The organism is Rahnella sp. PAMC25559 (assembly GCF_050632365.1).
In the GTDB taxonomy this organism is placed as follows: domain Bacteria; phylum Pseudomonadota; class Gammaproteobacteria; order Enterobacterales; family Enterobacteriaceae; genus Rahnella; species Rahnella rivi.
In genome coordinates this window covers 3,659,226-3,685,544 of the sequence record NZ_CP192543.1, presented here as the reverse complement: position 1 = coordinate 3,685,544, position 26,319 = coordinate 3,659,226, and the positions used below count along the sequence as shown (strand labels likewise).

At 55.5% G+C, this 26,319-nt stretch carries 25 protein-coding genes and 2 tRNA genes; 14 read left to right on the top strand and 13 right to left on the bottom strand.

Annotated features, from left to right (window positions below; genetic code table 11):
* Position 1: 1 nt before the first annotated feature.
* The 7 genes from ACQZQY_RS18180 to ACQZQY_RS18150 all read right to left on the bottom strand — a co-directional run bounded on the left by ACQZQY_RS18180 (position 2) and on the right by ACQZQY_RS18150 (position 7,433).
* A complete protein-coding gene (locus ACQZQY_RS18180; RefSeq protein ID WP_431296153.1) occupies positions 2 to 610 on the bottom strand; it encodes an SIS domain-containing protein in 609 nt (202 codons plus the stop codon).
* A complete protein-coding gene (locus ACQZQY_RS18175; RefSeq protein ID WP_056769439.1) occupies positions 607 to 2,247 on the bottom strand; it encodes an FGGY-family carbohydrate kinase in 1,641 nt (546 codons plus the stop codon). The genes ACQZQY_RS18180 and ACQZQY_RS18175 overlap by 4 nt, the downstream gene beginning before the upstream one ends.
* A 29-nt stretch (positions 2,248 to 2,276) precedes the next feature.
* Positions 2,277 to 3,230, bottom strand: coding sequence for an ABC transporter permease (locus ACQZQY_RS18170; RefSeq protein WP_122094864.1), 954 nt, complete (start codon positions 3,228 to 3,230; stop codon positions 2,277 to 2,279).
* Position 3,231: 1 nt separating this feature from the next.
* Positions 3,232 to 4,221: an ABC transporter permease gene (locus ACQZQY_RS18165; protein ID WP_431296152.1), complete on the bottom strand. Its 990-nt coding sequence runs from the start codon at positions 4,219 to 4,221 to the stop codon at positions 3,232 to 3,234.
* Positions 4,214 to 5,752: a sugar ABC transporter ATP-binding protein gene (locus ACQZQY_RS18160; RefSeq protein WP_431296151.1), complete on the bottom strand. Its 1,539-nt coding sequence runs from the start codon at positions 5,750 to 5,752 to the stop codon at positions 4,214 to 4,216. Before ACQZQY_RS18160 ends, ACQZQY_RS18165 begins: the two co-directional genes overlap by 8 nt.
* Positions 5,753 to 5,910: 158 nt before the next feature.
* Positions 5,911 to 6,897, bottom strand: coding sequence for an autoinducer 2 ABC transporter substrate-binding protein (locus ACQZQY_RS18155; protein ID WP_056769447.1), 987 nt, complete (start codon positions 6,895 to 6,897; stop codon positions 5,911 to 5,913).
* Positions 6,898 to 7,178: 281 nt separating this feature from the next.
* The gene (locus tag ACQZQY_RS18150) at positions 7,179 to 7,433 is read right to left on the bottom strand and encodes a hypothetical protein (protein WP_431296150.1); all 255 of its coding nucleotides are present in this window, start codon (positions 7,431 to 7,433) and stop codon (positions 7,179 to 7,181) included.
* Positions 7,434 to 7,672: 239 nt separating this feature from the next.
* Here ACQZQY_RS18150 and ACQZQY_RS18145 point away from each other — a divergent pair, with 239 nt between their 5' ends.
* The 6 genes from ACQZQY_RS18145 to ACQZQY_RS18120 all read left to right on the top strand — a co-directional run bounded on the left by ACQZQY_RS18145 (position 7,673) and on the right by ACQZQY_RS18120 (position 14,586).
* Complete coding sequence (locus ACQZQY_RS18145; RefSeq protein WP_431296149.1) at positions 7,673 to 8,893, top strand: aspartate aminotransferase family protein; 1,221 nt, start codon at positions 7,673 to 7,675, stop codon at positions 8,891 to 8,893.
* Positions 8,894 to 8,921: 28 nt separating this feature from the next.
* Positions 8,922 to 9,995 (top strand): arginine N-succinyltransferase, encoded by a 1,074-nt coding sequence (gene astA, locus ACQZQY_RS18140; protein WP_390972456.1) that lies wholly within the window; start codon positions 8,922 to 8,924, stop codon positions 9,993 to 9,995.
* Positions 9,992 to 11,470 carry a succinylglutamate-semialdehyde dehydrogenase gene (astD, locus tag ACQZQY_RS18135; RefSeq protein WP_431296148.1) on the top strand — a complete coding sequence of 493 codons (1,479 nt, stop codon included), beginning with the start codon at positions 9,992 to 9,994 and terminating at the stop codon, positions 11,468 to 11,470. The genes astA and astD overlap by 4 nt, the downstream gene beginning before the upstream one ends.
* Positions 11,471 to 11,480: 10 nt before the next feature.
* Positions 11,481 to 12,824: an N-succinylarginine dihydrolase gene (gene astB, locus ACQZQY_RS18130; RefSeq protein WP_390972452.1), complete on the top strand. Its 1,344-nt coding sequence runs from the start codon at positions 11,481 to 11,483 to the stop codon at positions 12,822 to 12,824.
* A 20-nt stretch (positions 12,825 to 12,844) separates the two neighbouring features.
* Positions 12,845 to 13,825 carry a succinylglutamate desuccinylase gene (gene astE / locus ACQZQY_RS18125; RefSeq protein ID WP_431296147.1) on the top strand — a complete coding sequence of 327 codons (981 nt, stop codon included), beginning with the start codon at positions 12,845 to 12,847 and terminating at the stop codon, positions 13,823 to 13,825.
* 242 nt (positions 13,826 to 14,067) lie between these two features.
* A complete protein-coding gene (locus tag ACQZQY_RS18120) occupies positions 14,068 to 14,586 on the top strand; it encodes a DUF4760 domain-containing protein (RefSeq protein WP_431296146.1) in 519 nt (172 codons plus the stop codon).
* 61 nt (positions 14,587 to 14,647) lie between these two features.
* Here ACQZQY_RS18120 and ACQZQY_RS18115 read toward each other — a convergent pair.
* The 3 genes from ACQZQY_RS18115 to ACQZQY_RS18105 form a co-directional block, all read right to left on the bottom strand.
* Positions 14,648 to 14,737 (bottom strand) — tRNA-Ser (locus ACQZQY_RS18115).
* Between the two features lie 94 nt (positions 14,738 to 14,831).
* The gene (locus ACQZQY_RS18110) at positions 14,832 to 14,975 is read right to left on the bottom strand and encodes a hypothetical protein (RefSeq protein WP_431296145.1); all 144 of its coding nucleotides are present in this window, start codon (positions 14,973 to 14,975) and stop codon (positions 14,832 to 14,834) included.
* A tRNA-Ser gene (locus tag ACQZQY_RS18105) sits at positions 14,933 to 15,022 on the bottom strand. The genes ACQZQY_RS18110 and ACQZQY_RS18105 overlap by 43 nt, the downstream gene beginning before the upstream one ends.
* A gap of 393 nt (positions 15,023 to 15,415) precedes the next feature.
* On the opposite strand from ACQZQY_RS18105, the gene ACQZQY_RS18100 reads away from it, so the two are divergent.
* From ACQZQY_RS18100 to ACQZQY_RS18085, 4 genes are all read left to right on the top strand, one after another.
* Positions 15,416 to 16,897 carry a peptide MFS transporter gene (locus ACQZQY_RS18100; RefSeq protein WP_431296144.1) on the top strand — a complete coding sequence of 494 codons (1,482 nt, stop codon included), beginning with the start codon at positions 15,416 to 15,418 and terminating at the stop codon, positions 16,895 to 16,897.
* A 125-nt stretch (positions 16,898 to 17,022) separates the two neighbouring features.
* A complete protein-coding gene (gene ghrA, locus ACQZQY_RS18095) occupies positions 17,023 to 17,964 on the top strand; it encodes a glyoxylate/hydroxypyruvate reductase GhrA (protein WP_431296143.1) in 942 nt (313 codons plus the stop codon).
* Positions 17,965 to 18,030: 66 nt separating this feature from the next.
* Positions 18,031 to 18,771: a phosphatase gene (locus tag ACQZQY_RS18090; protein WP_431296142.1), complete on the top strand. Its 741-nt coding sequence runs from the start codon at positions 18,031 to 18,033 to the stop codon at positions 18,769 to 18,771.
* Positions 18,772 to 18,831: 60 nt separating this feature from the next.
* Positions 18,832 to 19,416: a TorD/DmsD family molecular chaperone gene (locus ACQZQY_RS18085; protein WP_122094880.1), complete on the top strand. Its 585-nt coding sequence runs from the start codon at positions 18,832 to 18,834 to the stop codon at positions 19,414 to 19,416.
* A 64-nt stretch (positions 19,417 to 19,480) separates the two neighbouring features.
* On the opposite strand, the gene ACQZQY_RS18080 is transcribed toward ACQZQY_RS18085, so the two are convergent.
* From ACQZQY_RS18080 to mdtH, 3 genes are all read right to left on the bottom strand, one after another.
* The gene (locus ACQZQY_RS18080; RefSeq protein ID WP_056769470.1) at positions 19,481 to 20,044 is read right to left on the bottom strand and encodes a lipoprotein; all 564 of its coding nucleotides are present in this window, start codon (positions 20,042 to 20,044) and stop codon (positions 19,481 to 19,483) included.
* 147 nt (positions 20,045 to 20,191) lie between these two features.
* A complete protein-coding gene (grxB, locus tag ACQZQY_RS18075; protein ID WP_056769471.1) occupies positions 20,192 to 20,839 on the bottom strand; it encodes a glutaredoxin 2 in 648 nt (215 codons plus the stop codon).
* Positions 20,840 to 20,995: 156 nt separating this feature from the next.
* Positions 20,996 to 22,201 carry a multidrug efflux MFS transporter MdtH gene (gene mdtH, locus ACQZQY_RS18070; protein ID WP_390972441.1) on the bottom strand — a complete coding sequence of 402 codons (1,206 nt, stop codon included), beginning with the start codon at positions 22,199 to 22,201 and terminating at the stop codon, positions 20,996 to 20,998.
* A 212-nt stretch (positions 22,202 to 22,413) separates the two neighbouring features.
* Here mdtH and rimJ point away from each other — a divergent pair, with 212 nt between their 5' ends.
* From rimJ to murJ, 4 genes are all read left to right on the top strand, one after another.
* Complete coding sequence (gene rimJ / locus ACQZQY_RS18065; RefSeq protein WP_056769474.1) at positions 22,414 to 23,001, top strand: ribosomal protein S5-alanine N-acetyltransferase; 588 nt, start codon at positions 22,414 to 22,416, stop codon at positions 22,999 to 23,001.
* A 9-nt stretch (positions 23,002 to 23,010) separates the two neighbouring features.
* Positions 23,011 to 23,664 (top strand): YceH family protein, encoded by a 654-nt coding sequence (locus ACQZQY_RS18060; protein ID WP_431296141.1) that lies wholly within the window; start codon positions 23,011 to 23,013, stop codon positions 23,662 to 23,664.
* 12 nt (positions 23,665 to 23,676) lie between these two features.
* Complete coding sequence (locus tag ACQZQY_RS18055) at positions 23,677 to 24,588, top strand: Gfo/Idh/MocA family protein (RefSeq protein ID WP_431296140.1); 912 nt, start codon at positions 23,677 to 23,679, stop codon at positions 24,586 to 24,588.
* Between the two features lie 167 nt (positions 24,589 to 24,755).
* On the top strand, positions 24,756 to 26,291 hold the full coding sequence (murJ, locus tag ACQZQY_RS18050) for a murein biosynthesis integral membrane protein MurJ (RefSeq protein WP_056769481.1): 1,536 nt from the start codon (positions 24,756 to 24,758) through the stop codon (positions 26,289 to 26,291).
* Positions 26,292 to 26,319: the final 28 nt, after the last annotated feature.

Below are 26,319 nucleotides of genomic sequence, written 5' to 3'. Positions count from 1 at the left end.
GTCAGATATCCTGTTCCCGCAGCGTCTTACCGACGTTTCCGCCCGGATGCACTTTCAGTAAACGTTGCTGGTCAAAGCCGTTGCGCAGCATGATGTTGCCGCACAGCGCGTCGAACACCGCCAGCACCAGCACGATAGAGGTGGTCGCCAGCATATTCAGCGGATCGATTTCCCGCCGGATATGGGTTTTCACCACCAGCGTGGCGGCACGGGCAATGGCGGAATCCAGATTCTCGGTCACGCTGACGATCGCCACACCTTTGGCTTTCAGCGTCGGCAGCAGGCGCGTCAGCTCTTCGGAATTTCCGCCGCGCGAAATCAGGATCATCAGGTCATCACTGCGCATAAAACCTAAGTCGCCGTGGGCGGCATCGGTGGCACTGAGGTACACCGCCGGTTGTTCAACGCACGCCAGCATATGGGCGATTTTGCGCGCCGCAATCCCCGACGTGCCCACGCCGGTCACCGCGATTTTGCCCTTACAACCGGTCACCAGCGTCAGCAATTGCTGCCAGATATCGGCATCGAGATGGCGCTGCAACGCCAGTAATTCCTGGCTGTAGGTCTGCCAGCCCTGACACGCCAGAGCAAATTCTTCCTCTGCATTCATTCGGTTTCCCCCTGCATCAGGCGGCGGTACTTCATGCTGTCGTGGTACATCTCATGGAATACGCGGTATTTGCGGTCGTAATACTCTTTGATTTTGTTGGTTTGCGGCGTGACGGTTTTGCCGATGCGGCTCATGGCTGCCATGGCTTCCGGCAGCGAGTCATACGCGCCCGCCGCGACGGTGCCCATCATGGCGCTGCCGAGCAACATCGCTTCGCTTTCTTCCGGCAATAACATCGCGCAGCCGGTGGCGTTGGAATGCTCCTGCACAAACACCGGGTTTTTGGTGCCGCCGCCGCTTGCCATCATGGTATCGATGCGGTAACCGCTCTGGTTCATGGTTTCGATAATGTGACGGGTGCCGAGCGCCAGCGCCTGAATGGTCGCCAGATAATGCAGTGCCATATCTTCCGGCGTACGCGAGAGTTTCAGACCGGTCAGCGTACCGGTCAGCGTCGGGTTGGCGCGCGGTGAACGGTTGCCGTGGAAGTAGGGCAGCATATGAATGTCTTTAGTCAGGAAGGCAATGTCTTCCGGCTCGCCTGCCATTTTACGCAGGATGCCGTTTAGCACTTCGTAAATGGTTTTGCCGCTGTCTTTGCCCTGTTTCAGCAGATCCTGATAGCACGGATGTGACTGAATGACGTGATCGATCAGCGCGCCGGTGGTGGATTGACCACCTTCGTTCAGCCAGTAATCCGGCAAAATCGCCGAGTAATACGGACCCCAGATGCCGCCGATATAGCGCGCACTGCGCGACATCGCCATGTGTGCGGTCGAGGTGCCGCCGATCAGCGCGATGCGGTTGTCGAAATCTGCCGATTCGCCGGACGCGCCGCTGGCGCCGAGAATGCCGAGACTGCCTGCGTGCGCATCAATGATCGAGACGCTGACCGCCGTGCCTGCCATCAGGCCCATTTCGGCGGCGGCGCGCTGGGTCAGACCATGCCCCAGCGGCTCGCCCATGGTTTTCACTTCGCTGCCGATTTTCGCTGCATTATTTTCCAGCAAATCTTCCAGCCCGATCTGGCGGAAATAGCTCGGATCCCAGCGGTCTTCGTGGCCGATGTAGGTCCATTTGCAGACGGTGGAACACAGAGAGCGCGTGGCGTCCTGCGTGGCGCGCCAGGTCAGGAAATCCGGCAGATCGAACAGGTGCCCGACGTTGTTCCAGGTGGTGGGCATATGCTGTTTCAGCCACAGCAGTTTTGGCGTCTGCATTTCCGGCGAAATAATCCCGCCGACGAATTCCAGCACGCGGTGGCCGGTGGCGTTGATGCGTTCCGCCTGCGTAATGGCGCGGTGATCCATCCACACAATGATGTTCTGCTCGCTGCGCCCGGACGGGCTGACGGTCAGCGGTTTGCCTTCTTTATCCAGCACCACCAGCGAACAGGTGGCGTCGAAACCGATACCTTTCACCTGAATCGGGTTGATGTCGGCCTGATTCACCGCGTCTTTCACGGCGTTACAGACGGACTGCCAGATCTCATCGGAAGATTGCTCGACGAAATCGGCTTTCGGGCGGTACAACGTGATCTCACGGCTGGCCTGGCCGACCATGCGGCCGGTCATGTCGAAGACGCCCGCGCGGGCGCTGCCGGTTCCTACGTCTACTCCAATAAAATAACTCGCCATGTTCTTTCCCTTCGGTAAAAAGCTTTCGCTTAAGATTTTCTGTTTTGCAGAGCGATAAACAGGATCAGGACGCCGCCCCACAGGGCCATCGTCAGGTAACTGCTGACGCCCATCAGGTTGAGGCCGCTTTCCAGCATTTGCAGGACGATCAGCGCCAGCACCAGCCCGATGACCCGGCCAAAGCCGCCGTCGGGGTTAATCCCGCCGAGCACGGAGGCCAGAATGGTCACCAGCAAGTAGGAGTCGCCGTAGCCTGCTTTCGCCGAGTTAAATTTGGACATCATCAGCAGTGCCGCGCCCCAGCCGAGCAGGGCGGAAAGCACGTACACCGCAATGGTCACTTTATGGGTGTTGACGCCGCTAAAGCGTGTGGCCTGTTCGTTGGAGCCCATCAGATACAGGCTGCGGCCAAGGGTGGTGTGTTCGAGCAACACCCATAACAGCAGCGCCACCAGCAGGAACAGCAGCAGGGCGACCGGAATGCCCAGCAGGCTGCCGTTGCTCAGATATTGGATGGCCGCCGGGAAGCCGGAAATCACCGCACCGCTGGTCAGCAGAATGTTCAGCCCGGCAATCAGCGTCATGGTGCCGAGCGTCGCCAGAATCGGCGAGACACCCACGTAGGCGATCAGCGCGCCGTTAAGCACACCGATAGCCACCGCCACGCCCAGACCGGCGAGCATCGCCAGCGCGAAATATTCCGGCTGATTCGGGTGCGCCACCATAATGGCCGCCATGGCCAGCGAGCAGGCATTCGCACCGGCAATCACCGAAAGGTTGATGCCGCCGGTAAGCATGGTGATGCCCATCCCCAGCGCCAGCATGCCCAGAATAGGCAACTGCGAAGAGATCGACTGGAAATTGCCGACGCTGTAAAAACTGCCGCCCAGCGTGAAGGAGAACAATACGGCCACGGCAACGATGATCAGCAACTGCAAACGGATGATGCGGTCGCCGGGGAAAAATCGGGTTAAGGTCGTCATGTCACATCCCCTTTGCCAGTTTGCGTTTTTCATTCCACGCCGTGCTGCTGATGCTGATCAGAATGATCAGGCCGCTGAACACCTGATGCCAGTAAGACGAGATACTCAGCAGCGTCAGGCCGTTTTGCAGGAAGGCCAGCAGCATGACACCCAGAATGGTGCCGGTGAGCGAACCGCGCCCGCCGGTCATGCTGGTGCCGCCTAACACCACCGCCGCCAGCACCGTCAGCTCATAGCCGAGCAGGGAATTCGGTGCGACGGACTGAGTGATTTGCGCCTGAACCACCGCAGCAATACCCGCCAGTAATCCCATAAAGCCGTAGACGTAAAAATGCAGCCGCAGAATGTTCAGACCAAGGCGCGACGCGGCGTCACGGTTGCTGCCCATGGCGTAAATCTGCCGTCCGACGCGGGTGCGGTTCATCAGCACACCGGTGGCGATAATCACCCCGAGCAGGCTGAGTAACGGCAGCGTCAGGCCATAGTCGTAGCCGTCCGCGGCGGTAAAGGAGAACCAGTTGATGCCATTCATAAACCAGTCGGGGAAGCCATACAGCCAGGTGCCGTTGGTCAGGTACACCAGCAATCCGTAGAACAGATTCAGCGTGGCGATGGTGATGATGATGGCCGGCACGCGCAGCCAGTACACCAGAAATCCATTGACCAGCCCGAGCAGCAAACCGGTGCCCATCGACAGGGCAAACGCCAGCGGGAAACTGCCGCCGTGATGGAGGATGTAACTCGCCATCACGTACTGACCGATGGACGTCACCGCCGGGAAGGAGATGTCGATACCCCCGGCAATCAGCACCACAAACAGGCCGCAGGCCAGAATGCCGAGAATGGCGTAACTGGTGGCAACGTCGGTCAGGTTGCCGAGCGTCATAAATTCACTGGTGCTGAGGCTCAGGCCGATGACCAGCAGCAGGACCAGTAATCCCAGCCAGAATTCGTGCCGGGAGAACAGTTTCGACAGTGCGTTGTTATCCATTGATCGCCTCCGCAATCTGCGCTTCGCTGCTCTGGTGCGGGGCGAATTCCGCCACCAGTTCGCCTTTGCGCATCACCAGCACGCGGTGACTGTTGTAATAGGCTTCCGGAATTTCATCGCAAATCATCAGTACCGCCATGCCGGATTCCGCCAGGTCACGTGCAATACGGTAAATGCCTTCTTTATTGGCGATATCCACGCCGACGGTCGGCGAATCGAGGATCAGAATATGCGGCTGCGTCGCCACCCATTTGGCGATGGCGATACGCTGCGCATTGCCGCCGGAAAGCGTTTTCACCGGCAGGCCGCTGTCGGAGACTTTGATGTTCAGGTCACGAATCAGGTCTTTCACCACTGACGCCGCTTTGCGGTGATCCATCAGCCCGGTGGCGGTGTGCAGCTTGTCGAAAATCGACACCAGTGTGTTGTCGTAAATGGATTGCTCCATGATCAGCCCCTGCGTCAGACGGTCTTCCGATACATAAGCGATACCGTGACGGATGGCGTCGCGGTTGCTGTGAAATTTCACCGCCTTGCCGTTAACGCGGATTTCGCCGCTGTCCGGCTGGCTCATGCCGAATAAGCTCATACAGAGTTCAGTACGCCCTGAACCCAGCAGGCCGATAATCGAGGTGATTTCGCCCTGGCGCAGCGACAGCGAAATATCCTGATACTGGCCTTTGCGGCTCAGGTGGCTGACTTCCAGCAGCGGCGTGACGTTGGCCGGTGCGCGGTGCGGCAGGTGGCTGTAGGTAAAACGCTGTCCGGTCATCAGGAACGCCAGCTCATTGCTGTCGAGTTCGCTGGCCGGATAGGTGCCCACCAGTTTGCCGTCGCGCATCACGCTGATGCGGTCGGCGACTTCCATCACTTCATCAAGGCGGTGGCTGACGAACATCACGCAGATGCCCGCGGCTTTCAGCTCATTCACCACCCGCAGCAGGCCGTTCACTTCGGTGCGGGTCAGCGACGCGGTGGGTTCATCCATGATCACCAGGCTGGCGTCAGCAGCGATTGCGCGGCATATTGCCACTAACTGACGGTCGGCGATCGACAGCTTTTCGACTTTACGATCCGGATCCAGAGAAATTCCGACCCGTTGCATAGCGGCCACAGCTTTTTTGCGCATTGCCTCGCGATGTACCCAAAAATCGCCGCCCGGTAAATAACGGTGGATGGCAATATTTTCGGCAACCGATAAATTCGGAAATAAAGAGAGATCCTGATAAATAACCTGAATGCCGTAATAAGAAGAAAGTTGCGGCGTCAGGCTATGAAAAAGTTTTCCATCGAGCGTAATTGCCGCGCCTTTTTCCGGCTGATAGACGCCGGAAATGACTTTAATGATGGTGCTTTTACCGCAGCCATTCTGACCGGCGAGACAGTGCACTTCGCCTTTATTCAGCGTCAGGCTGACATTATCCAGCGCTAAAACGCCGGGGAATTTTTTACTGATTTTTTCGAGGCTGATAAAAGCCTCAGCAGGGGCAGGGGACGTGCGCGAACCGGACGACGGAGTGAGAGTGTTCATCACATTATCCTTACAACGTTCTATTTAGAATAAGTATTCAATGTCTGATTAGAAATTCAGATACGGCACAGCACACAACGCCGTATCTGTTTCTATTTGCCTGGTGTGGCGCTGGAGATAAATATGTCTCCGGTAAATTAAAGAATTAAAAAGCTACATCAGAAGCCGAGTGATTTTGCATTCTCTGGCGTGACTTCCAGAATTTTATTAAAGCGGATCACGTGTTTATCCATATCCACATCCGCTTTGCCCAGCCCTTCGATGCTCAGGTCTTTGGTGACTTCTTTACCCTGTAACAGCTGGTCGGCGACGGTCACTAAGGCGTAACCGGCATCTTTCGGATCCCACAACAGCACTTTCTTGATATCACCGCGCATCAGGTATGGCGCAGCCTGAGCGGGCATGGCGATACCCACCACCGCGAGTTTGTTTTTCGCACGTTTCTGCTGGACGGCCTGACCGGCACCGATCGGGCCGAGGGAACCGAAACCGATAATCCCTTTCAGATCAGGATAGGTTTTCATGAGATCCAGCGTGGTGGAGTAAGACTTATCGATGTTTTCGGCCACCGGCAGGCGTGAGGTGACTTCATGCATATCGGGGTATTTTTCTTTCTGATATTTAATGGCGGCGTCTGCCCAGGCGTTATGCAATGGCACAGTCAGGGAACCGACATAAATGGCGTATCCGCCTTTTCCGCCCATGTCTTTCGCCAGCTCATCCATATTGGCTTCGGCATATTTCTGGCTGTCGATGGTTTCGATATCCCACTGACCAATTTGCTGATCCGGCGATTCATGGGTTAACACCACGATGCCCTGATCGCGGGCTTTTTTCAGCACCGGCTCCAGCACTTTGGCGTCGTTGGGCACCACGATAATGGCGTCCACCTTTTTGGCGATCAGATCTTCAATCACTTTAACCTGCTGTGCCGGATCAGGCGTTGAACCGCCAACCTGATAGGCATTCACATTCAGTTTTTGCGCGGCTTCTTTTACGCCGACTTCCATGCGGGTGAACCAGGGAATGCCGGTGACTTTGGCGACCACGGCGATGTCGTAAGGCTTGGCGGCGAATGTCGGTGTCGTGAATAACATGCATGCTGAAACCACACATGCATTGACTAATGCGAGGTTAAATTTCATGTCTGTACCTTTCTTATGATGTTCTGTTCTGGTGTAGGGAACGGGCAGTGGTTATTTATTCCACACTCAGAGATTAACTTAACGGGAAAGCTGTTTTCTCTCGCTCGTAAACAGAATGTGATCAAAGCCCTTAATTGTTAAATCCAATAACTTTATATGTAAAATATTGGTTAATTAAATCTATCACCAGGTTCATGCGGGCGCGCTATGGCAGGTGTTACCGATAACAATGAAACAAAAAGAAATCAATTTATTAACAAATTAAACACATATGAAGCACCTCACGGGGGCTTTTCAGAAAGGATGCGCCTGTGGTTTTTTTTATTTGCGCAGAGTGTGAACAGGGTCACGGCAGCGGATGCGCCAAAACCGTGCGCGCCTGCACCGTTTTCTGGCAATGCACTGCGCGACAGCACAGGTGATACGCGCCGGATCACAATCCTGACTAAAACATTGCGCCAAACATCAAAATATTTCCCTGCATACTCATTCTTTGCCCCTCGTTGCTGCGAAAGGGGATTTTTTTGTTTATTCATTTTTTATGCATTTAAAGTGAATAACGGTCGCGTTTAAGTGATTGTTTTTTCTGGTGCTGATTCTTTTTATTCACTTTTATCCTTTGCTGGCACGAAGCCTGCACTCTATGATGTGACTGAGTGAGATTATTTATTAACTTTTAAATAACAAACCAATAACCAGAAATCCTGCCGGTATGGGGGGCGGGCTCCTGCACCCTGAATTCAGCCAGTCACTGGCCTTACATTAAGAGGTTTATATGGAACACCAACAGCAGCCACAAAACGTCAGCCGCCAGAACTTTGATGACTGGATGGTGCCGGTGTATGCCCCTGCCGCGTTTATTCCGGTGCGCGGCGAAGGATCCTGGCTGTGGGATCAGGCGGGCAAAGATTATGTCGATTTTGCGGGCGGCATTGCCGTGAATGCGCTGGGTCATGCCCATCCGGAAATTCGTAAAACGCTGCTTGAGCAGGCGGATAAAGTCTGGCATCTGGGCAATGGCTATACCAACGAACCGGTGCTGCGTCTGGCGAAACAGCTGATCGACGCCACCTTTGCCGACAAGGTGTTTTTCTGTAACTCGGGGGCGGAAGCCAACGAAGCGGCGCTCAAACTGGCGCGCCTTTATGGCAACAAAGCCGGCGGCGAAAAGAATGAAATCATCGCCTTCAAAAACGCGTTTCACGGGCGCACGTTGTTTACCGTCACCACCGGCGGTCAGCCGAAATACTCGGAAGATTTTGCGCCGTTACCGCAGGCGATTACCCATCTGCCGTTCAACGATCTGGCCGCGGTCGCCAGCCAGATTTCCTCCCGTACCTGCGCGGTGATTGTCGAGCCGATCCAGGGCGAGGGCGGCGTGGTGCCCGCGCAGGCCGAATTCCTGCAAGGCCTGCGTGAGTTGTGTGACAGGCATCAGGCGGTGCTGATTTTTGATGAAGTGCAGACCGGCGTCGGGCGCACCGGCGAGCTGTATGCGTATCAGCATTACGGCGTGGTGCCGGACATTCTGACCAGCGCCAAAGCGCTGGGCGGCGGTTTCCCTATTGGCGCAATGCTGACCACCGACCGCTACGCGGTGCTGTTCCAGCCGGGCACGCACGGCACCACGTACGGCGGCAACCCGCTGGCAACGGCGGTGGCCGGCAAAGTGTTTGAAATAATCAATACGCCGGACGTGCTGGCAGGCGTGCACAAGCGCCATCAGTGGTTTGCCGATGGCCTGAAACGTATCAATGAGCAATATCAGGTATTCAGCGAAGTGCGCGGGCAGGGCCTGCTCATCGGCGCCGTGATGAGCGAGCGTTATCAGGATCAGGCCAAACAGCTGAACACGCTGGCCGCAGAAGAGGGGCTGATTGCGCTGATTGCCGGGCCGAATGTACTGCGCTTTGCGCCGTCCCTGATCATACCAGGGGCTGATATTGAAGAAGGGCTGAACCGCCTTGAGCGTGCCGTTGCGCGCCTGTGCGCGTGATTCTTTGGGATAAATGAGGTAGAGCATCATGATGTTGATTCGACCTGTGCGGCCCGGCGATCTCGCCGATATTCTGCAGTTGTCAGGCAAAACCGGCATCGGTTTAACGTCTTTGCCCAAGGATGAGGCGCAGTTGCGTGCGCGCATTGAGCGTTCAGTGGCGACCTGGGAAGGCCGTCTGGATAAACCCGATCAGGGCTATCTGTTTGTGCTCGAAGACACAGAACAGCCGAAAGTGGTGGGGGTAAGCGCCATCGAAGTGGCGGTGGGCCTGAGCGAGCCGTGGTACAACTTCCGCCTCGGCACGCTGGTGCACGCCTCCAAAAGTCTGAATATTTATAAGCCGGTGCCGACGCTGTTTCTCAGCAACGATCACACCGGGTATACCGAGCTTTGCACGCTGTTTCTCGATCCCGATTACCGCAATGGCAAGAACGGTCAGCTGCTGGCGAAAGTGCGTTTTCTGTTTCTGGCCGCGTTTCGAGAATATTTCTCCCGCAAGGTGATCGCCGAAATGCGCGGTGTTTCAGACGACAGCGGCCATTCGCCGTTCTGGGACAGCGTCGGGCGGCACTTCTTCGGGATGGAATTCGCCGAAGCCGACCGCCTGACCGGCATGGGGCAGAAATCCTTTATCGCCGAGCTGATGCCCAAACATCCTTTATACACCGACCTGCTCAGCCACGAAGCCCGTGAGGTGATCGGCGAAGTGCATCCGCATACCGCCCCGGCGCGTGCGGTGCTGGAAGGCGAAGGGCTGAGTTATCAGGGCTATGTGGATATTTTCGATGCCGGCCCGACGCTGGAAGGTGAAATTGACCAGCTGCGCGCGGTGAAAGAGAGCCGTCTGTGGCCGGTTCGCCTGGCAGACCACCGGGACGGCGACGATGAGCCGCTGTATCTGGTGGCCAATGAGCAGTATCAGAACTTCCGGGCGCTGCTGATTGCGGGCGAAGAATCGCCGCAGTCCCTGACGCTCAGTTCAGCCGAAGCTGACATTCTCGGGCTGCGTGAGGGCGACATGATGCGCGCCGTGGCGCTGTTTCCCGGCAGCAACCTGAACGCTCCCACGCAACCTCTCAAAAAGGAAACTCTCGCATGATGCAACCCGCACTCTTTATTCAGGGCCAGTGGCGCAGCGGACAGGGCGCGCAGCTGAACAAAATCAATCCGGCGGACAATACCCTGCTGTGGTCGGCGCTGAGCGCTGACGCGGAAGATGTTGATATGGCCTGCCGGGCTGCCCGCACGGCATTTCCTGCCTGGGCGCGCAAAACAGTGGCAGAACGCGCGGAGGTTATTCAGCGTTTTGCCGGTTTACTGACGGAGCATAAAACCCGGCTGGCGGAAATCATCAGCCAGGAAACCAGCAAACCGCGATGGGAAACGCTGACCGAAATTCAGGCCATGATCGGCAAAGTGGCGATTTCGCTGGAAGCCAACCAGCAGCGTACCGGCGAAAAACATACCGCGATGCCGGACGGTGAGGCGGTGCTGCGTCACCGTCCGCACGGCGTGCTGGCGGTGTTCGGCCCGTATAATTTCCCCGGTCATCTGCCGAACGGCCATATCGTTCCGGCATTGCTGGCGGGCAATACCGTGATTTTTAAACCGAGTGAACTGACGCCTAAAACGGCGGAAGAAACCGTGAAGTTATGGCAACAGGCCGGTTTGCCCGACGGCGTGTTGAATCTGGTGCAGGGCGGGCGCAGCACCGGTGAAGCGCTGGCGGCCTGCGCAGATATCGACGGGTTGCTGTTTACCGGCAGCGCGGGAACCGGTTATCAGTTGCACCGCCAGCTGGCCGGTCAGCCTGAAAAGATTCTGGCGCTGGAAATGGGCGGTAATAACGCGCTGATCGTTGAGCCGGTGGAAGACATTGATGCGGCGGTTAACCTGACCATTCAGTCGGCGTTTATTTCTGCCGGGCAGCGCTGCACGTGTGCGCGTCGTCTGCTGGTGAAAGAGGGCGAGGCGGGTGATGCGTTTATCGCGCGCCTGCTGGAGGTGACCCTGCAGCTGCGCATTGGCGGCTGGGATGATGAGCCCCAGCCGTTTATGGGCGGGGTGATTTCTGACGCAGCCGCACGCAATATGCTCAAAGCGCAGGACGAATTACTGGCGCTGGGCGGTAAACCGCTGCTGCTGCTGACCCGCCCTGATCCTCTTAATACCGTGCTGACGCCAGGGATTATCGATCTGACCGGCGTGGCGGGGGTGCCTGATGAAGAATACTTCGGGCCGTTGCTGAGTATTTACCGCTACAGCGATTTTGACAGCGCCATTGCCCTGGCGAATCAGACCCGCTTCGGGCTGGCGACCGGATTAATCTCCGCCGGGCGCGATCGGTTTGAGCAGCTATTATTGGAAGCACGGGCGGGAATTGTGAACTGGAACAAACCGCTCACCGGCGCGTCGAGTAATGCGCCATTTGGCGGGATCGGCGCGTCGGGGAATCATCGACCGAGCGCGTATTACGCAGCCGATTATTGCGCGTGGCCAATGGCCTCGCTGGAAACAGACACGCTGGAACTCCCCGCGACGCTGTCGCCGGGTATTGATTTCCGCACAACCTGAGGAGACAGGCATGTCTGGATGTGAAGCAAATTTCGATGGTTTAGTCGGGCCGACGCACCATTATGCGGGGCTGTCGTTTGGCAACGAAGCCTCAACCAAAAATCAGAACGCGGTGGCGAACCCGCGTCTGGCGGCCAAACAGGGTCTGCTGAAAATGAAAGCGCTCGCCGATCTCGGCTTTGCGCAGGGCATTTTGCCGCCGCATGAACGCCCGCATCTCAGCACCTTACGGCAGATGGGGTTTGGCGGCAGCGACCGTGAAGTGCTGACCAAAGCGCAGGCGTACTCGCCGCGTTTGCTTTCGTCACTGAGCTCGGCATCGGCTATGTGGGTGGCGAACGCCGCCACGGTGTCGCCTTCAGCCGACAGTGCCGATGGCCGTGTGCATTTCACCGTGGCGAATCTGAACAATAAATTTCATCGCGCGATCGAAGCTGACACTACATCGGCCATTTTGCGTGCGACCTTTCATGCTGACCGCTATTTTGCCCATCACGGGGCGCTGCCGCAGGTGGGCGCGCTGGGTGATGAAGGGGCGGCCAACCATAACCGGTTATGCGGCGAATATGACAAGCCCGGCGTGCAGGTGTTTGTGTACGGACGCGACGGGCTGGTCACCGGCGAAAACGAACCGGTGCGCTATCCTGCGCGTCAGACCCGCTTAGCCAGTGACGCGGTGGCACGTCTGCATCAGCTGGATGCGCAACGCACGGTGTTTGTTCAGCAAAACCCGCAGGCCATCGACAGCGGTGTGTTTCATAACGACGTCATTTCTGTCAGCAACGGCAACGTGCTTTTCCATCACGAACAGGCGTTTGTGAATTCTGCCGTCGCACTGGAGGAAATTCGTCGCAAAATGGCCGCGCTGGATCTGGATTTCCAGCCCATTGAAGTGCCGCAGTCAAAAGTGTCACTTGACGATGCGGTCGCGACATACCTGTTTAACAGCCAGTTACTGACCAAATCCGACGGCAAAATGCTGCTGGTGGTGCCGGAAGAGTCCCGTCAGCATGTTGGGGTCTGGTCTTATTTATCGGCGCTGATCGAAAGCGGCGGGCCGGTGAATCAGATTGAAGTGTTTGATCTGCGCGAAAGCATGCGTAACGGCGGCGGACCTGCGTGTTTGCGTCTGCGCGTGGCACTCAATCGCAATGAACTGAACGCGGTCAATGTGGGCTCCCTGATGAGCGACACGCAGTTTATCAGCCTGAATACCTGGGTCGATAAACATTACCGTGACCGGATGCAGGCCAAAGATCTGGCCGATCCGCAACTGCTTACCGAAGTGCGCACCGCGCTCGATGAACTGACCAATATTCTCGGTCTGGGGCCGATTTATCCGTTCCAGCGCTGAGCCATCACAGGAGTGAACAGATGTTTGATTTTCTGGCGGTGACGCTTTCCGGCGAGCCGGTTTCTGAGCCTTCGGGACAAACGGAAACGCTGGACTGGCAGTGGCGCGGCGAGGGGATCCTCGAGCTTTCACCGCGCCAGCCTTGTGAGACGGCGGCGGTGATTTCTGCGGGCGTTCACGGTAACGAAACCGCACCCATCGAGCTGCTCAGCCAGCTGGTCAGCGAGCTGTTGTCAGGCGAAAGGCTGCTGCGAACCCGGCTGCTGGTGTTGCTGGGTAATCCGCCGTCAATGCGCATCAACAAACGTTATGTGGATACCGACATGAACCGCATGTTTGGTGGCCGCCACGCCCGTTATAAACCTAACGATGAAACCCGCCGCGCACAGGAGCTGGAGCAGGTGATGGCACTGTTCTACCGCAGCGCCTCAGCCGCCGGAGCCACGCAGCGGTTGCATTATGACTTGCACACGGCGATCCGCGGATCCCGGCATGTGCGTTTCGGCCTGCTGCCTTTTCAGGCGCGGCCGCCAGCGGAGTCTATGCTCGAATGGCTCGACGCTGCCGGGCTGGACGCTCTGGTGCATCATCGCTCACCGGGCGGCACCTTTACCCATTTCAGCAGCGACGTTTTTCAGGCAGACAGCTGCACGCTGGAACTGGGTAAAGCGTTGCCGTTTGGCAGTAACGATCATGCCCAGTTCACCGGCATCCGCCGTGTGCTGGAAACGCTGGTCAGCGGTGAACCCTTACCCGCCCGTGACGCCACCGCGCCGCTGGTACATTACCGCGTAGTGCAGGACGTGATCCGCACAAAAGAAGATTTCCAGCTGTTTGTCCCGGCTGATGCTGTGAATTTCACCGTGTTCAGCCAGGGTTTTGTCATCGCACAGGAAAACGGCAGGATCTATAAAGTGGAAGCAGACGAAGAAGCGGTGCTGTTCCCGAACCCGAATGTCGCACTGGGATTAAGGGCAGGGCTGATGCTGGTGAAGATGTGATTTTTGCGAGACGTCTTCCTGATTTGTTCATACAGTATTGCAAGATAGCGCTCTTGTGAGTAATTTGTGTTCATCGGATTCGGCATGACGTTGAATTCATTGCATGTTTTTGTTACGCGAAAACGTAGTTAAACGCTTCAGGGAGGATCATATGAACATGATTTATGACGAATACGATTGGTTCTGAAAGAAACTGATCTCAATAAGGCGGGGGAGACCCGCCTTTTTCATGGATGAAAATCATGAAATTTGACGTGTTAGAATTGCAACTGATCAGCAATATCATTCTGCTTATCGGTGTTTTTGTCGCTATAGGCACGATTGTTTATAACGTCCGTATAGCCAAGAAAACACAGACAGCCATTTTTCTGTTCGAAAGCCGGACGGATACCCGTTATGCCCAGTCATTGAAAATACTGAAAAAGGTACATAGTTCAGGAAAGTCCTTTCGATCATTTGTATTTCCCCCGGCAGGTTCGCCTCTTACAGAAGAGGAAATTAGAGAGTGCAGTAAGTTTCAGTACATTCTCAATTTTTATGAACGTGTTGCGGTCACTATTCAGAGCGGTATTTACGATGAAGATATGATCAAACGTACGTCATATTCGACGGTAATTGACACCTGGAATATTGCAGAACCTTTGATCAAGGCATTGCGGGAAGAAATGAAGTCGACGAATACCTATCAGGAATTTGAGTGGCTGGCTGGACGATGGAAAAGTCAGCCACTTAGCGCAAAGAGAGGCTGGTTTTTCCACTGAGCTGATTAAGCACACCAAAAGAAAAGGGTCCTGATTTTCATCAGGACCCTTTTCTTTAATTTGGCGGTGAGAGAGGGGTTCGAACCCTCGATACGATTTCTCGTATACACACTTTCCAGGCGTGCTCCTTCAGCCACTCAGACACCTCACCGTGTTCGTTACAGCGCGAGCGTTGCAACGGGGCGCTACTATAGGGAGACAGCCGCGAGGGGTCAAGAAAATTTTCGGCGTTTTGTGTCAGGCGCTCAGAGTCTGTTCAGCGGCAATATTTCACGGGCAGCCGGATTTTTAGAGCGCCCAAAACAAAAAAGGTCCTGATTTTCATCAGAACCTTTTCCGTTTAATGTGGTGGAGAGAGAGGGGTTCGAACCCTCGATACGATTGCTCATATACACACTTTCCAGGCGTGCTCCTTCAGCCACTCAGACACCTCTCCAGCTGTCAGTTGCACCGCAGTGCTGCTGACCGGCGCTAATGTAGGGAAAAGTCGCTTCATCGTCAACATTCTTTTGCAGGTTCCGTGCCCATTAGCCAAACTTAGAGCAATTTGATGATTTACAGAGCAAATAACGCGTTAAGCCTGAACAACCGTGAGGGCGCTGCGCAGGAGATTAATTTTTCTAATCTCGCAGAGTCAATAATGAGTAAACCGCATAAGTGTGTGATTAACCCGCAAACACGTTTTGTTACGCTCAAATAGCAACATATGTTGTGAAAAGCGCCAGTCGTGGCGGTATAACATTGCCCTTCGAAAAATTGCTTCCTATAAGAACTGTACAAGTCGTCAGACGAAGCAGCGTTATTTCATAAACCGGGACAGGGGTTATTCTTGAGTCAGCCAAACAACGCGACCACGTCGCAACACCGGCCCGCGATACCCGCGGGTGCAGGCACTTTATTCTTCGTTCAGACCTTTGCGACGCTCGGCTTCGCCGTGTTGTATTCCACGCTGGTGCTGTATGCCACGAAAAAACTCGGCTTTAGTGAAGATAATGCTAACGCCATTATGGGCGTGTTTGGCGCGTTCAACTACGGTCTGCACATGTTCGGCGGCTATCTTGGCGGGCGCTATCTCAGCAACCGTAACCTGTTTGTGCTGGGCATGGTGTTGCAGGTGTTTGGCTGTGCGCTGATTGCACTTGAAGGCGTGACCGGCCTTTACTGGGGGCTGGCGATGTTCCTCACCGGCAGCGGACTGAACGTCACCTGCCTGAACATGATGCTGACGCAGCGGTTTGCGCCGGACGACGATCGCCGCGAGTCGGCTTTCCTGTGGAACTACGCCGGGATGAACCTCGGTTTCTTCATCGGCTTTGCCGTGGCCGGGTATTTCCAGCTGAGCGAAAACTACCGTGCACTGTTCCTGTTCGCCACGCTGGGGAATGTCGCGGCGATCGTCGTGACGCTGTCCCGCTGGTCGATTCTGGCTGATATCAGCACCCCGCTGAAAGAAGCCAGCCGCAGCCAGATGTTACGCAGGATGGCGGTCGGTATCGCCATTCTGATCGTGCTGGTGCCGGTTATCCGTATGCTGCTGACCCACGCCGAGTTCAGCAGTTATTTCGTGGTGGTGCTGGGTGTGATTATTTTTGCACTGATGGCGCTGGTAACGTTCCGTCATCGTGATACTGACGAACGCCGCCGGATGAAAGCTTATCTGCTGCTGGCGCTCGGTTCGCTGGTGTTCTGGACGCTCTATCAGCTGGCGCCGATGGGCCTGATGCTGTTCTCCGAGCATAATATTGATCTGAACGTGTACGGCATTCGTGTGGCACCGCAATGGATCCAGAACATCAATACGCTGGTGATTGTGATTGGCGGGCCGCTGATGGCACTGTGGTTTAAAAACCTGCGTCAGCGCGGCTGGAACATTGATATCCCGACGCAGTTCTCGGCCTCCCTGTTCTGCATGGGGCTGGGTATGCTGGTGCTGCCGTTTGGTATTCATCTGGCAGGCGGCGACGGGCTGGTGGCGTTCAAATGGATTGCCATCAGCTACCTGCTGCAAAGTATCGGTGAACTGCTGATTTCGCCGATAGGTTACGCCATGATCGGTAAACTGGCTCCGGCGCGCTATCAGGGTGTGATGATGGGCTGCTGGATGATGGTCACCGGCGTGGCCTCGGTACTGGCGAGTTATATCTCCGGGCTGATGCCGCAAAATGCGGGCAGCACGCCGTTAGCGACCAATCCGGGTTACAGCCAGGTGTTCAACGCGCTGGGCTGGGGTTCTGTCGCGACCGGTGTGGTGCTGCTGGTGTTGATCCCGCTGCTGCGCCGGTTGATCAGCCGTGAGCCTGCTGCTGCCTGAGTTTTTTATCTCATCAATCATTTATTTCACAGGCTCCGATTTTCGGGGCCTGTTCTTTTTTCGGCCTCAGGGTTGCATCCCGATGATATTCAGGGAAATCTATCAGCACACCGGAGGTCACAAAGATGAACATAATTTTTTACCACCCTACATTTGATGCCAAACCCTGGATTGACGGAATAACCAAAAGATTACCGCAGGCCAACGTCCGCGTATGGAATGCGGCTGATGACGAACCGGCAGATTACGCGCTGGTGTGGCGTCCGCCTCATGCCATGCTGGCGCCGCGAACGCAGCTTAAAGGCATTTTCGCGCTGGGCGCGGGGGTCGATGCCATTCTCACCCAGGAAGCGCGTCAGCCCGGCACTCTGCCCGCCGGTGTGCTGCTGATCCGCCTCGAAGACACCGGCATGGCGTTGCAGATGCAGGAGTATGCGCTGGCGAGTGTGCTGCGCTATTTCCGCCGGATGGATGAATATCAGCTTTTCCAGCAACAAAAACAGTGGCGACCTCTTGCGCCGCATTCACGCAGTGACTTTACCGTCGGTATTCTCGGCGCCGGCGTGCTCGGCAGCAGCGTGGCGCAAACGCTGACCGGGATGAAATTTACCGTGCGCAGCTGGAGCCGCAGTGCCAAGTCGCAGGAAGGGGTGCAGAGTTTCTTCGGCGACGACCAGCTGGAGGCATTTGCCACCGGTTGCAAAGTGCTGATCAATCTGTTGCCCAATACGCCGCGCACCGCCGGTATTCTCGATCATCAACTGTTCACATATTTACATCATAATGCTTACCTGATTAACCTCGGCCGTGGCGGACATCTGGTGGAAGGCGATTTACTGCGCGCGCTCGACAGCGGGCAGATTGCCGCCGCTACGCTTGACGTCTTTGTCGAAGAACCGTTACCGGCTATGCATCCGTTCTGGACGCATCCGCGCGTGAGCATCACGCCGCACGTGGCGGCGGACACGCTGCCGGAAGAGGCAATGGACAGCATTGTGAATAATATTCTGGCGATAGAGGCGGGGCGTGAACCGGCAGGACGTGTCGATCTTGCGCGAGGTTACTGACGAGTCTGCTAACATGAATAAAGCTGTGGTCATTTAGCCACAGCGGAACATTCTCAAGGAGAGTACATGCCGTACCCGGTCGATTTACATATGCATACTGTGGCCAGCACGCATGCTTACAGCACGCTGCATGATTACATTGATGAAGCAGCGGAAAAGGGCATTAAGCTGTTTGCCATTACCGATCATGGCCCTGATATGGCCGATGCGCCGCACTACTGGCACTTTATGAATATGCGGGTCTGGCCGCGTCTGGTGAACGGCGTTGGCATCCTGCGCGGTATCGAATCAAATATTAAAAATATTCATGGCGATATCGACTGTACCGGCCCGATGCTCACTGAGATCGACGTGATCATCGCCGGTTTCCACGAGCCGGTGATGCAACCTGTCGATAAAGAAACCCACACCACCGCCATGATTGCCGCGATGGCGGGCGGAGACGTGCATATTATTTCGCATCCCGGTAACCCGAAATACCCGATAGACATTCCCGCCGTCGCCGCGGCTGCCGCGAAATATGACGTGGCGCTGGAGCTGAATAATTCGTCGTTTATTCACTCCCGCGTGGGCAGCGAGCCTAATTGCCGCGCCATTGCGCTGGCGGTGAAAGAAGCCGGTGGCTGGCTGGCGCTGGGGTCGGATTCGCATATCGCCTATTCCCTCGGCGGATTTGAACATTGCGAGCGAATTCTGCGTGAAGTGGATTTCCCTGAAGACCGTATTCTGAACGTCAGCCCGCGCCGTTTCCTGGATTTTCTGGAGAAGCGTGGCCGTGCGCCAATTGCAGAACTCAGCGAACTGTGACATTGTCGCCGCCAAATCGCAGGGGTTTAGCCCTTTTCATTGTCTGATCAGGTTACTGTTATGAATGAGTTTTCTATTGTTTGCCGCGTACTCGGTACGCTGTTTTACCGCCAGCCGCAGGATCCGTTACTGGTTCCACTTTTTGGCCTGATTCAGGACGGAAAACTGCGTGAGCACTGGCCGCTGGAGCAAAATGCGCTGCTGATACGTTTACAGGAAAGCGCCAACCCTGAAACGCTGGCGGCTGAATTTAATCATCTGTTTGTCGGTTCAGAATGCGCCGTTTCGCCTTTCCGCAGTGATTATGTGGAAGGCGCGAATGAAATGGATGTGCGCACTTTCCTGCAACAGCGCGGAATGCCGCTGGGCGAGGGGCCTGCCGATCATTTCGGCGCAATGCTGCTGGCGGCGTCATGGCTGGAAGATCAGTCGAAGGAAGATGAAGTCAGCGCGCAAATTACGCTGTTTGATGAATTCCTGTTCCCGTGGTGTGGCAAGTTCCTCGGTAAAGTGGAAGCGCATGCCACCAGCGGTTTCTACCGCACATTATCTGAAATCAGCCGTGAAGCCTTGCAGGCGATGCGCGACGAACTGGAAGAACAGCTGCCAGACGATCTGGAAGATGACGAGGAAGACGATCAGTAAATCGTCCCCTGAAATGACAAAAGCCCGGCCATGAAAATGCGCCGGGCTTTTTTACGGACGATGATTATTCAGTGAAAGGGATCACCAGTTCACCCGGTTTCACTTCAATGCCTTTCGCCAGTTTCTTCGCCATCGCCTCACCTTTACTGCGATCGCCGTTCAGCACATAGGCCGGACGCTGATCAAAATAGGTTTTCAGCGAATTGTTCAGATACGGCATCAGCCCTTTCATCACGCTGTCCATTTTTTCCGGCTTGATGGTGTAATCCACCACCTGCATATCTTTCAGGAAAATGGCGCTTTTCTCGCGATCGAACGAAGGATTAGCCTTGAGGGTCAGATGCATATCCGCTTTCTGAGGACCGAACAGTGAGGAAATATCCACACTGGCGTCACCGGTCAGGGTCACGACGCCCGGCTCAGCGCGGCCAATCTGGCTGCTGAGATGTGTCAGAACAATTTTCGCATCCACAAGCCCAGGTACACCGAGTTGCTTCTCGAAATTATTGTTCTTTTGCAGGTAATCATTCACCTGTTGCTCGCTGATGGTGTACTGCGTGAGCTGGTTACACCCGGTCAGCACAGTGGCGCACAGCAAAAATGCGGCACCGAGAATTCGTTTTGTCATTCTTCCCTCATTACATGAACACTTTATTTGTCAGCATGACCGTAATACGGCATGGCTCCAATCAGACAACGCTGATTAGCCTAAGTGCTGAGGGCGCATATGGAAAGTAAAAATGAGCCGGAGAACGATCTCCGGCTCTATGACGGGTTAGCTTGCGAGGCGGGTGAGCAAATTGACCTGCGTCTGCTTCGCCATATTGTCGCGGTAGGCTTGTACGCGGGAGGGCCATTCAACACCCTGAACAATGGACAGCGAGCGCAGCACCGGCCACAGGTGAATGTCATCCTCAGAAAGCTCACCGTTCACGGCGTTAGGTTCGACGATCAGTTTGTCGAGGGCGCGTAAATCCTGGCTGACCTTCTTGATCAATCCGTCGGAGTGCTTCAGATGCTCCTGAAAATCTCCGCTGGCAGCCTGCTTTTTATCGGAAAAATATTTACGCGCTTCGGGGGTGGAAAACTCTTCCAGTGGCGCGGTGGCAAAGCGGGGCAGGAACAGACGGCCAGTGTATTCGGAAACGTGGCGCAGCCAGGTGGCAATGGCTGCATTCGTCGGGCCGGTCAGCAGCGGTTTTCCGTCACTTTTATCGATGTAATTCACGATATCCATGCTCTCTGGCATGAAACTGCCGTCCTGTTTTTGCAGAATGGGCACCATCTTCTTGCCCACCATCGAAATCGGCGTCTGCTCGTCGTCATTCAGCAAAACTTTGAGTTCAACGGGAATGTTCTTCAAACCGAAAATCATGCGTGCTTTTACGCAGAAAGGGCAATGTTCGTAAACGTAAAGTTTCATATTTCATGGCTCCTGTTTTCGCCGGCGGTGACCTGTAGGGTGCGTGGAAAATGCCGGATGTAGGTTCGGATTTTATCTAACTATAAGATTCAGTATGGGTAATTAAGGCGGGGAGATCAAACCGCGCTCCGGGAAGCGCGGTGTAAAGCACAGAGATTAGCCGCCGCTGAGCATGGCTGGCTCAATGCGTCGGAGGTTGAATTGCCAGTACAGGCCAGTGAGGGTGATAAAGCCCACGATGCCGAGTAAAAACCACGGTAATTCAGGCAGTTCGAGGGCGCGCCCGGTGTCGTACATCCAGCCACCGCCGGTATAACCGATGACACCGCCCAGCGCCAGCCCAAGGCGGCTGAAGCCCATGTAACTGCCGCGTGCGCGTGAATCGGCCAGCGACGCGCTGAGGGTTTCACGCGCCGGTTCAGCAATGATCGAGCCGATATAGAAAAAGCCGATGAGCAGCAGCAGCGGATTGATTGAGGTGACCAGCCCGACCGGCAGCAGGCTCAGCGTCATGATCAGCAGGCCAAACATCAGGCGTTGTTCGAGGCGGAACCTTTTCTCGCTCCAGCGCGCAATCGGGTAGAGCAGGGTCAGGGACAGCACGGCTTCAATGGCGTACATCCATTTCACGGCGGCCGGGCTGCCCGCCACGTCATTAACCGCGATCGGCAGCATCAGCATCACCTGCACGGTCAGCATGTAATAACCGGTCAGCGTCAGCACGTAGGACAGAAAACGCCGGTCGCGCAGCACGCGCATCATGCCTTCACGCATCGGGGTGCGCATGGTGGAAATGCGGTAAGCTGGCAGCAGCCAGGCATTACAGGCCGCGGCCAGACAGAAGATGGCCGCACCGGCCCAGCAGACATAGTGGAAATCATATTGCAGCAGCCAGCTGCCGATCAGCGCACCGATCACCGCACCGGCGCTGTCCTGCATCATCATCAGAGAGAAAAAGCGGCTGCGCTCATGCGGGCGGGTGAGTTTGATGACCAGTGCCGTGCGGGGCGGATCAAACAGGGTGCCGCCCAGGCCGGAAAGAATGCAGGAGAAAATCAATATCCACGGCTGGTCAGCCATCGCCATGGTGGCGAAACCGGCGGCGCGTAACAACATGCCTGTGATGATCATCGGCTTGGCACCGAAACGGTCAGCAATGGCACCGCCGAATATCCCTAATCCCTGTTGCGTTAACTGCCGGACACCCAGCGCCAGACCTACGATCATCGCGGCCCATCCCAGTTGATCGACAAATCGGATCGAGATCAACGGAAACACCACGAAAAAGCCTAAAATAACCAGCGCGTTGTCTAATAACAGAAAATACTTACCCAAGCTCCGAGCTTGTGATACCAGAGACATGCTTCACCATGAGCGATTATTTGTATCCTGTCCGGCAGATACAGAAAGGAGAAAAGACCGTTCCAGTCTGAACCGGAAACAGGCATTTAGATAGGGCGCTATAGATAATATTTTTTTATCGTCAAGCCGCGTTCTGACTGGCAGAATTAGGCATGTTTTATGGTTTCCTATAAATTCTATTTATCGACCCATGCGGGATGTGGAGGGAAGGGATGTTTGGCTATAAATCTGCCGCGCCTAAGGTGCGGCTTACCACTGACCGGATGGTTCTGCGCCTGGTGCACGATCGTGATGCGCACCGGCTTGCGGAATACTATGCGGAGAACCGGGCGTTTCTCAAACCCTGGGAACCGGTCAGAGACGAAAGTCATTGTTATCCCTCCGGGTGGCAGGCTCGTCTGAGCCTGATTACCGAAATGCAGAAACAGGGCAGTGCGTACTATTTTATTTTGCTCGATCCTGACGAAAATCGCGTGATGGGCGTGGCGAATTTCAGCAACGTATTACGCGGCTCATTTCACGCCTGTTTTCTTGGTTATTCGCTGGGGCAGGAATGGCAGGGGCAGGGGCTGATGCAGGAGGCATTGCAGTCGCTGATCCGTTATATGCAACGTCAGCAAAAAATGCACCGTATTATGGCCAACTATATGCCGCACAATAAACGCAGCGGTCAGTTGCTCGAGCGTCTTGGTTTCGAGCGCGAAGGCTATGCCAGCGACTATTTGCTGATCGACGGTAAATGGCAGGATCACGTACTGACTGCCCTGACCTGGCGAGAATGGACACCCCCGTCCCGATAAGGAAGTAAGATGAAACATGAACTCAGTGCCCGGGAGGCCCGCGTGGTGGGCTGTTTGCTGGAAAAACAGCTGACGACGCCAGAACAATATCCGATGACACTCAACGGATTAACCACGGCCTGCAACCAGAAGACCAACCGTGAACCGGTGATGGAGCTTAGCGAAATCGACGTTCAGCAAACGCTGGATTTGCTGCTGAGAAAGCACATTATCCGCACCCTGAGCGGTTCGCGCACCATGAAATACGAGCATCGTTTCTGTAACTCCGAATTTGGCAATCTGAAGTTTTCCCCGCAGGAAGTGGCCGTGGTCACTACGCTGTTGCTGCGCGGCGCACAAACGCCGGGTGAACTGCGTACGCGCACCAATCGTCTGCATGATTTTTCTGACGTTGCTGAAGTTGAACAAACGCTGACAGAACTGACCCAACGTGAAGATGGCCCGTTCTGCGTGCGTCTGGCGCGTGAACCGGGTAAACGTGAAAGCCGTTATATGCATTTGTTCAGCGGCGAAGTCACCAATGTTGCCAGCGCTGCTGAAGAACCTCTGTTCAGCGCCGCACCGGAAAGCGCTGATCTGACTGCGCGTGTGGAAACCCTTGAAGCGGAAGTGGCAGAACTGAAGCAGCGTCTGGACAATGTGTTGCAACATCTGGCCGATTAACAGGAGCGGGTTGTGAGTAAATTGCGTATTGGAGTTATCGGTCTGGGCGGCATCGCGCAAAAAGCGTATCTGCCGGTACTGAGCCATGCAGAAAAGTGGACGCTGGTGGGGGGCTTTTCTCCCAATCAGCAAAAAGCTCAGGCCATTTGCGACAGTTACCGCATGGCCTGTTTCTCCCGCATCGATGAACTGGCCAGCCAGTGTGACGCGGTGTTTGTTCACAGCAGCACGGCCAGCCATTTCGATGTCGTCGGGCAATTGCTGGCGCAGGGCGTGCATGTGTACGTCGATAAACCACTGGCAGCGGAACTGTCGCAGGCTGAGCAGTTGGTTGAGCGGGCGCATAAAGCGGGCAAAACATTGATGGTGGGCTTTAACCGCCGCTATGCGCCGTTGTATCGCCAGCTGAAAGAACAGATGGGCGAACCGGCCTCCGTGCGCATGGATAAGCATCGTACCGACAGCGTCGGGCCAAACGATCTGCGTTTCACTTTACTGGATGATTATCTGCATGTGGTTGATACCGCGCTGTGGCTGGCGGGCGGCAATGCCAGTCTGGAAAGCGGGCTGATTCAGGTGAATGAATCCAACCAGATGCTTTACGGCGAACACCATTTCCTGTGCGGTGAAACGCTGGTGACGACCTCAATGCACCGCCGCGCGGGAACTTCACGTGAAAGCGTGCAGGTCGTGACCGACGGGGCTTTCTATCAGCTTGACGATATGCGGCTCTGGCGCGAAGAACAGCAAGATGTTCTGACTCAGCCACCGGTGCCGGGCTGGCAAAGCACGCTGACGCAGCGCGGATTCGTCGGGGCGATTGAACACTTTGTGGATTGTGTCACCAACCAGACCGCGCCGGAAACCAGCGGCGAACAGGCAATTTATGCCCAGACCTTCATTGAGAAATTGCTGGAAAACTGACGCGTCGCGATAAAACGGCACCGGCTCAGATGGTTACAATATATAACAACTGCCGGTGGCTATTGCAGGGCGGATGCGTAGACTATGCGCATCTTCGAGACAGGCGGGTGGTTTTTGATGATTAACGCGTTGATTTACAAGTCCCACCGGCAATTAAGAAAAATGACATGAACCTACTTAAATCTCTGGCAGCCGTCAGTTCCATGACGATGTTTTCACGTGTATTGGGCTTTGCGCGCGACGCCATTGTGGCACGCGTTTTTGGTGCTGGCATGGTCACCGACGCCTTCTTTGTGGCGTTTAAACTTCCCAATCTGCTGCGCCGAATCTTTGCCGAAGGCGCATTCTCTCAGGCTTTTGTCCCGATCCTGGCTGAGTATAAAACCCAGCAGGGCGAAGAGGCGACCAGGACGTTTATCGCCTATGTCTCCGGTTTACTGACGCTGGTACTGGCGGTGGTGACGATACTGGGGATGTTCGCCGCGCCGTGGGTGATTTACATCACCGCGCCCGGTTTTGTTGATTCGCCGGATAAGTTTGCGCTGACCAGTTCGCTGTTACGCATTACGTTCCCTTATATCCTGTTGATTTCTCTGGCCTCTCTGGCGGGGGCGATCCTAAATACCTGGAACCGCTTTTCGATTCCGGCTTTTGCGCCGACGTTCCTCAACGTCAGCATGATCGGTTTTGCTTTATTTGCCGCCCCGTACTTTCATCCTCCCGTGCTGGCGCTGGCCTGGGCGGTCGTCGCCGGTGGCGTGCTGCAACTGGGTTACCAGCTTCCGCACCTGAAGAAAATTGGCATGCTGGTACTGCCGCGTCTGAACCTGAAAGATGCGGGCGTCTGGCGCGTAATGCGCCAGATGGGACCGGCGATTCTGGGCGTTTCCGTGAGCCAGATTTCACTGATCATCAACACGATTTTTGCTTCATTCCTGGTTTCAGGTTCAGTTTCGTGGATGTATTACGCCGATCGCCTGATGGAGTTCCCGTCCGGTGTGCTGGGCGTGGCGCTGGGCACTATCCTGCTGCCTTCGCTGGCACGCAGTTTCTCCAGCGGTAATCATGCCGAATATAACCGCCTGATGGACTGGGGCCTGCGTCTGTGTTTCCTGCTGGCGTTACCGAGCTCTGTGGCGCTGGGCATTCTGGCGAAACCGCTGACCGTTGCGCTGTTCCAGTACGGTAAATTCAGCGCGTTTGATGCATCGATGACTCAACGTGCGCTGGTCGCCTACTCCGTCGGGCTGATGGGTTTAATCGTGGTAAAAGTGCTGGCACCGGGTTTCTATTCCCGTCAGGACATCAAAACGCCGGTGAAAATCGCCATGTTTACCTTGCTGATGACGCAGGTGATGAACCTGGCGTTTATCGGCCCGCTGAAACACGCAGGGCTTTCGCTGTCGATTGGTCTGGCCGCCTGCCTTAATGCCTCACTGCTTTACTGGCAATTGCGTAAGCAGGATATTTTCCAGCCGCAACCGGGCTGGAAAGTCTTCCTGATTAAGCTGTTTGTGGCGGTGCTTGCGATGTCCGCTGCACTTATCGGCATGATGTGGCTGATGCCAGCCTGGGACGTGGGCGGAATGGCTTATCGCCTGGTGCGACTTGCGGCAGTTGTCGCTGCGGGTGTGGTGGCGTATTTCGCCGTACTCGGCCTGCTGGGTTTCCGGGTGAAGGAATTTGCGCGACGTCTGGATTGATTCCACGGATGACAGAAACAGAAAAGGG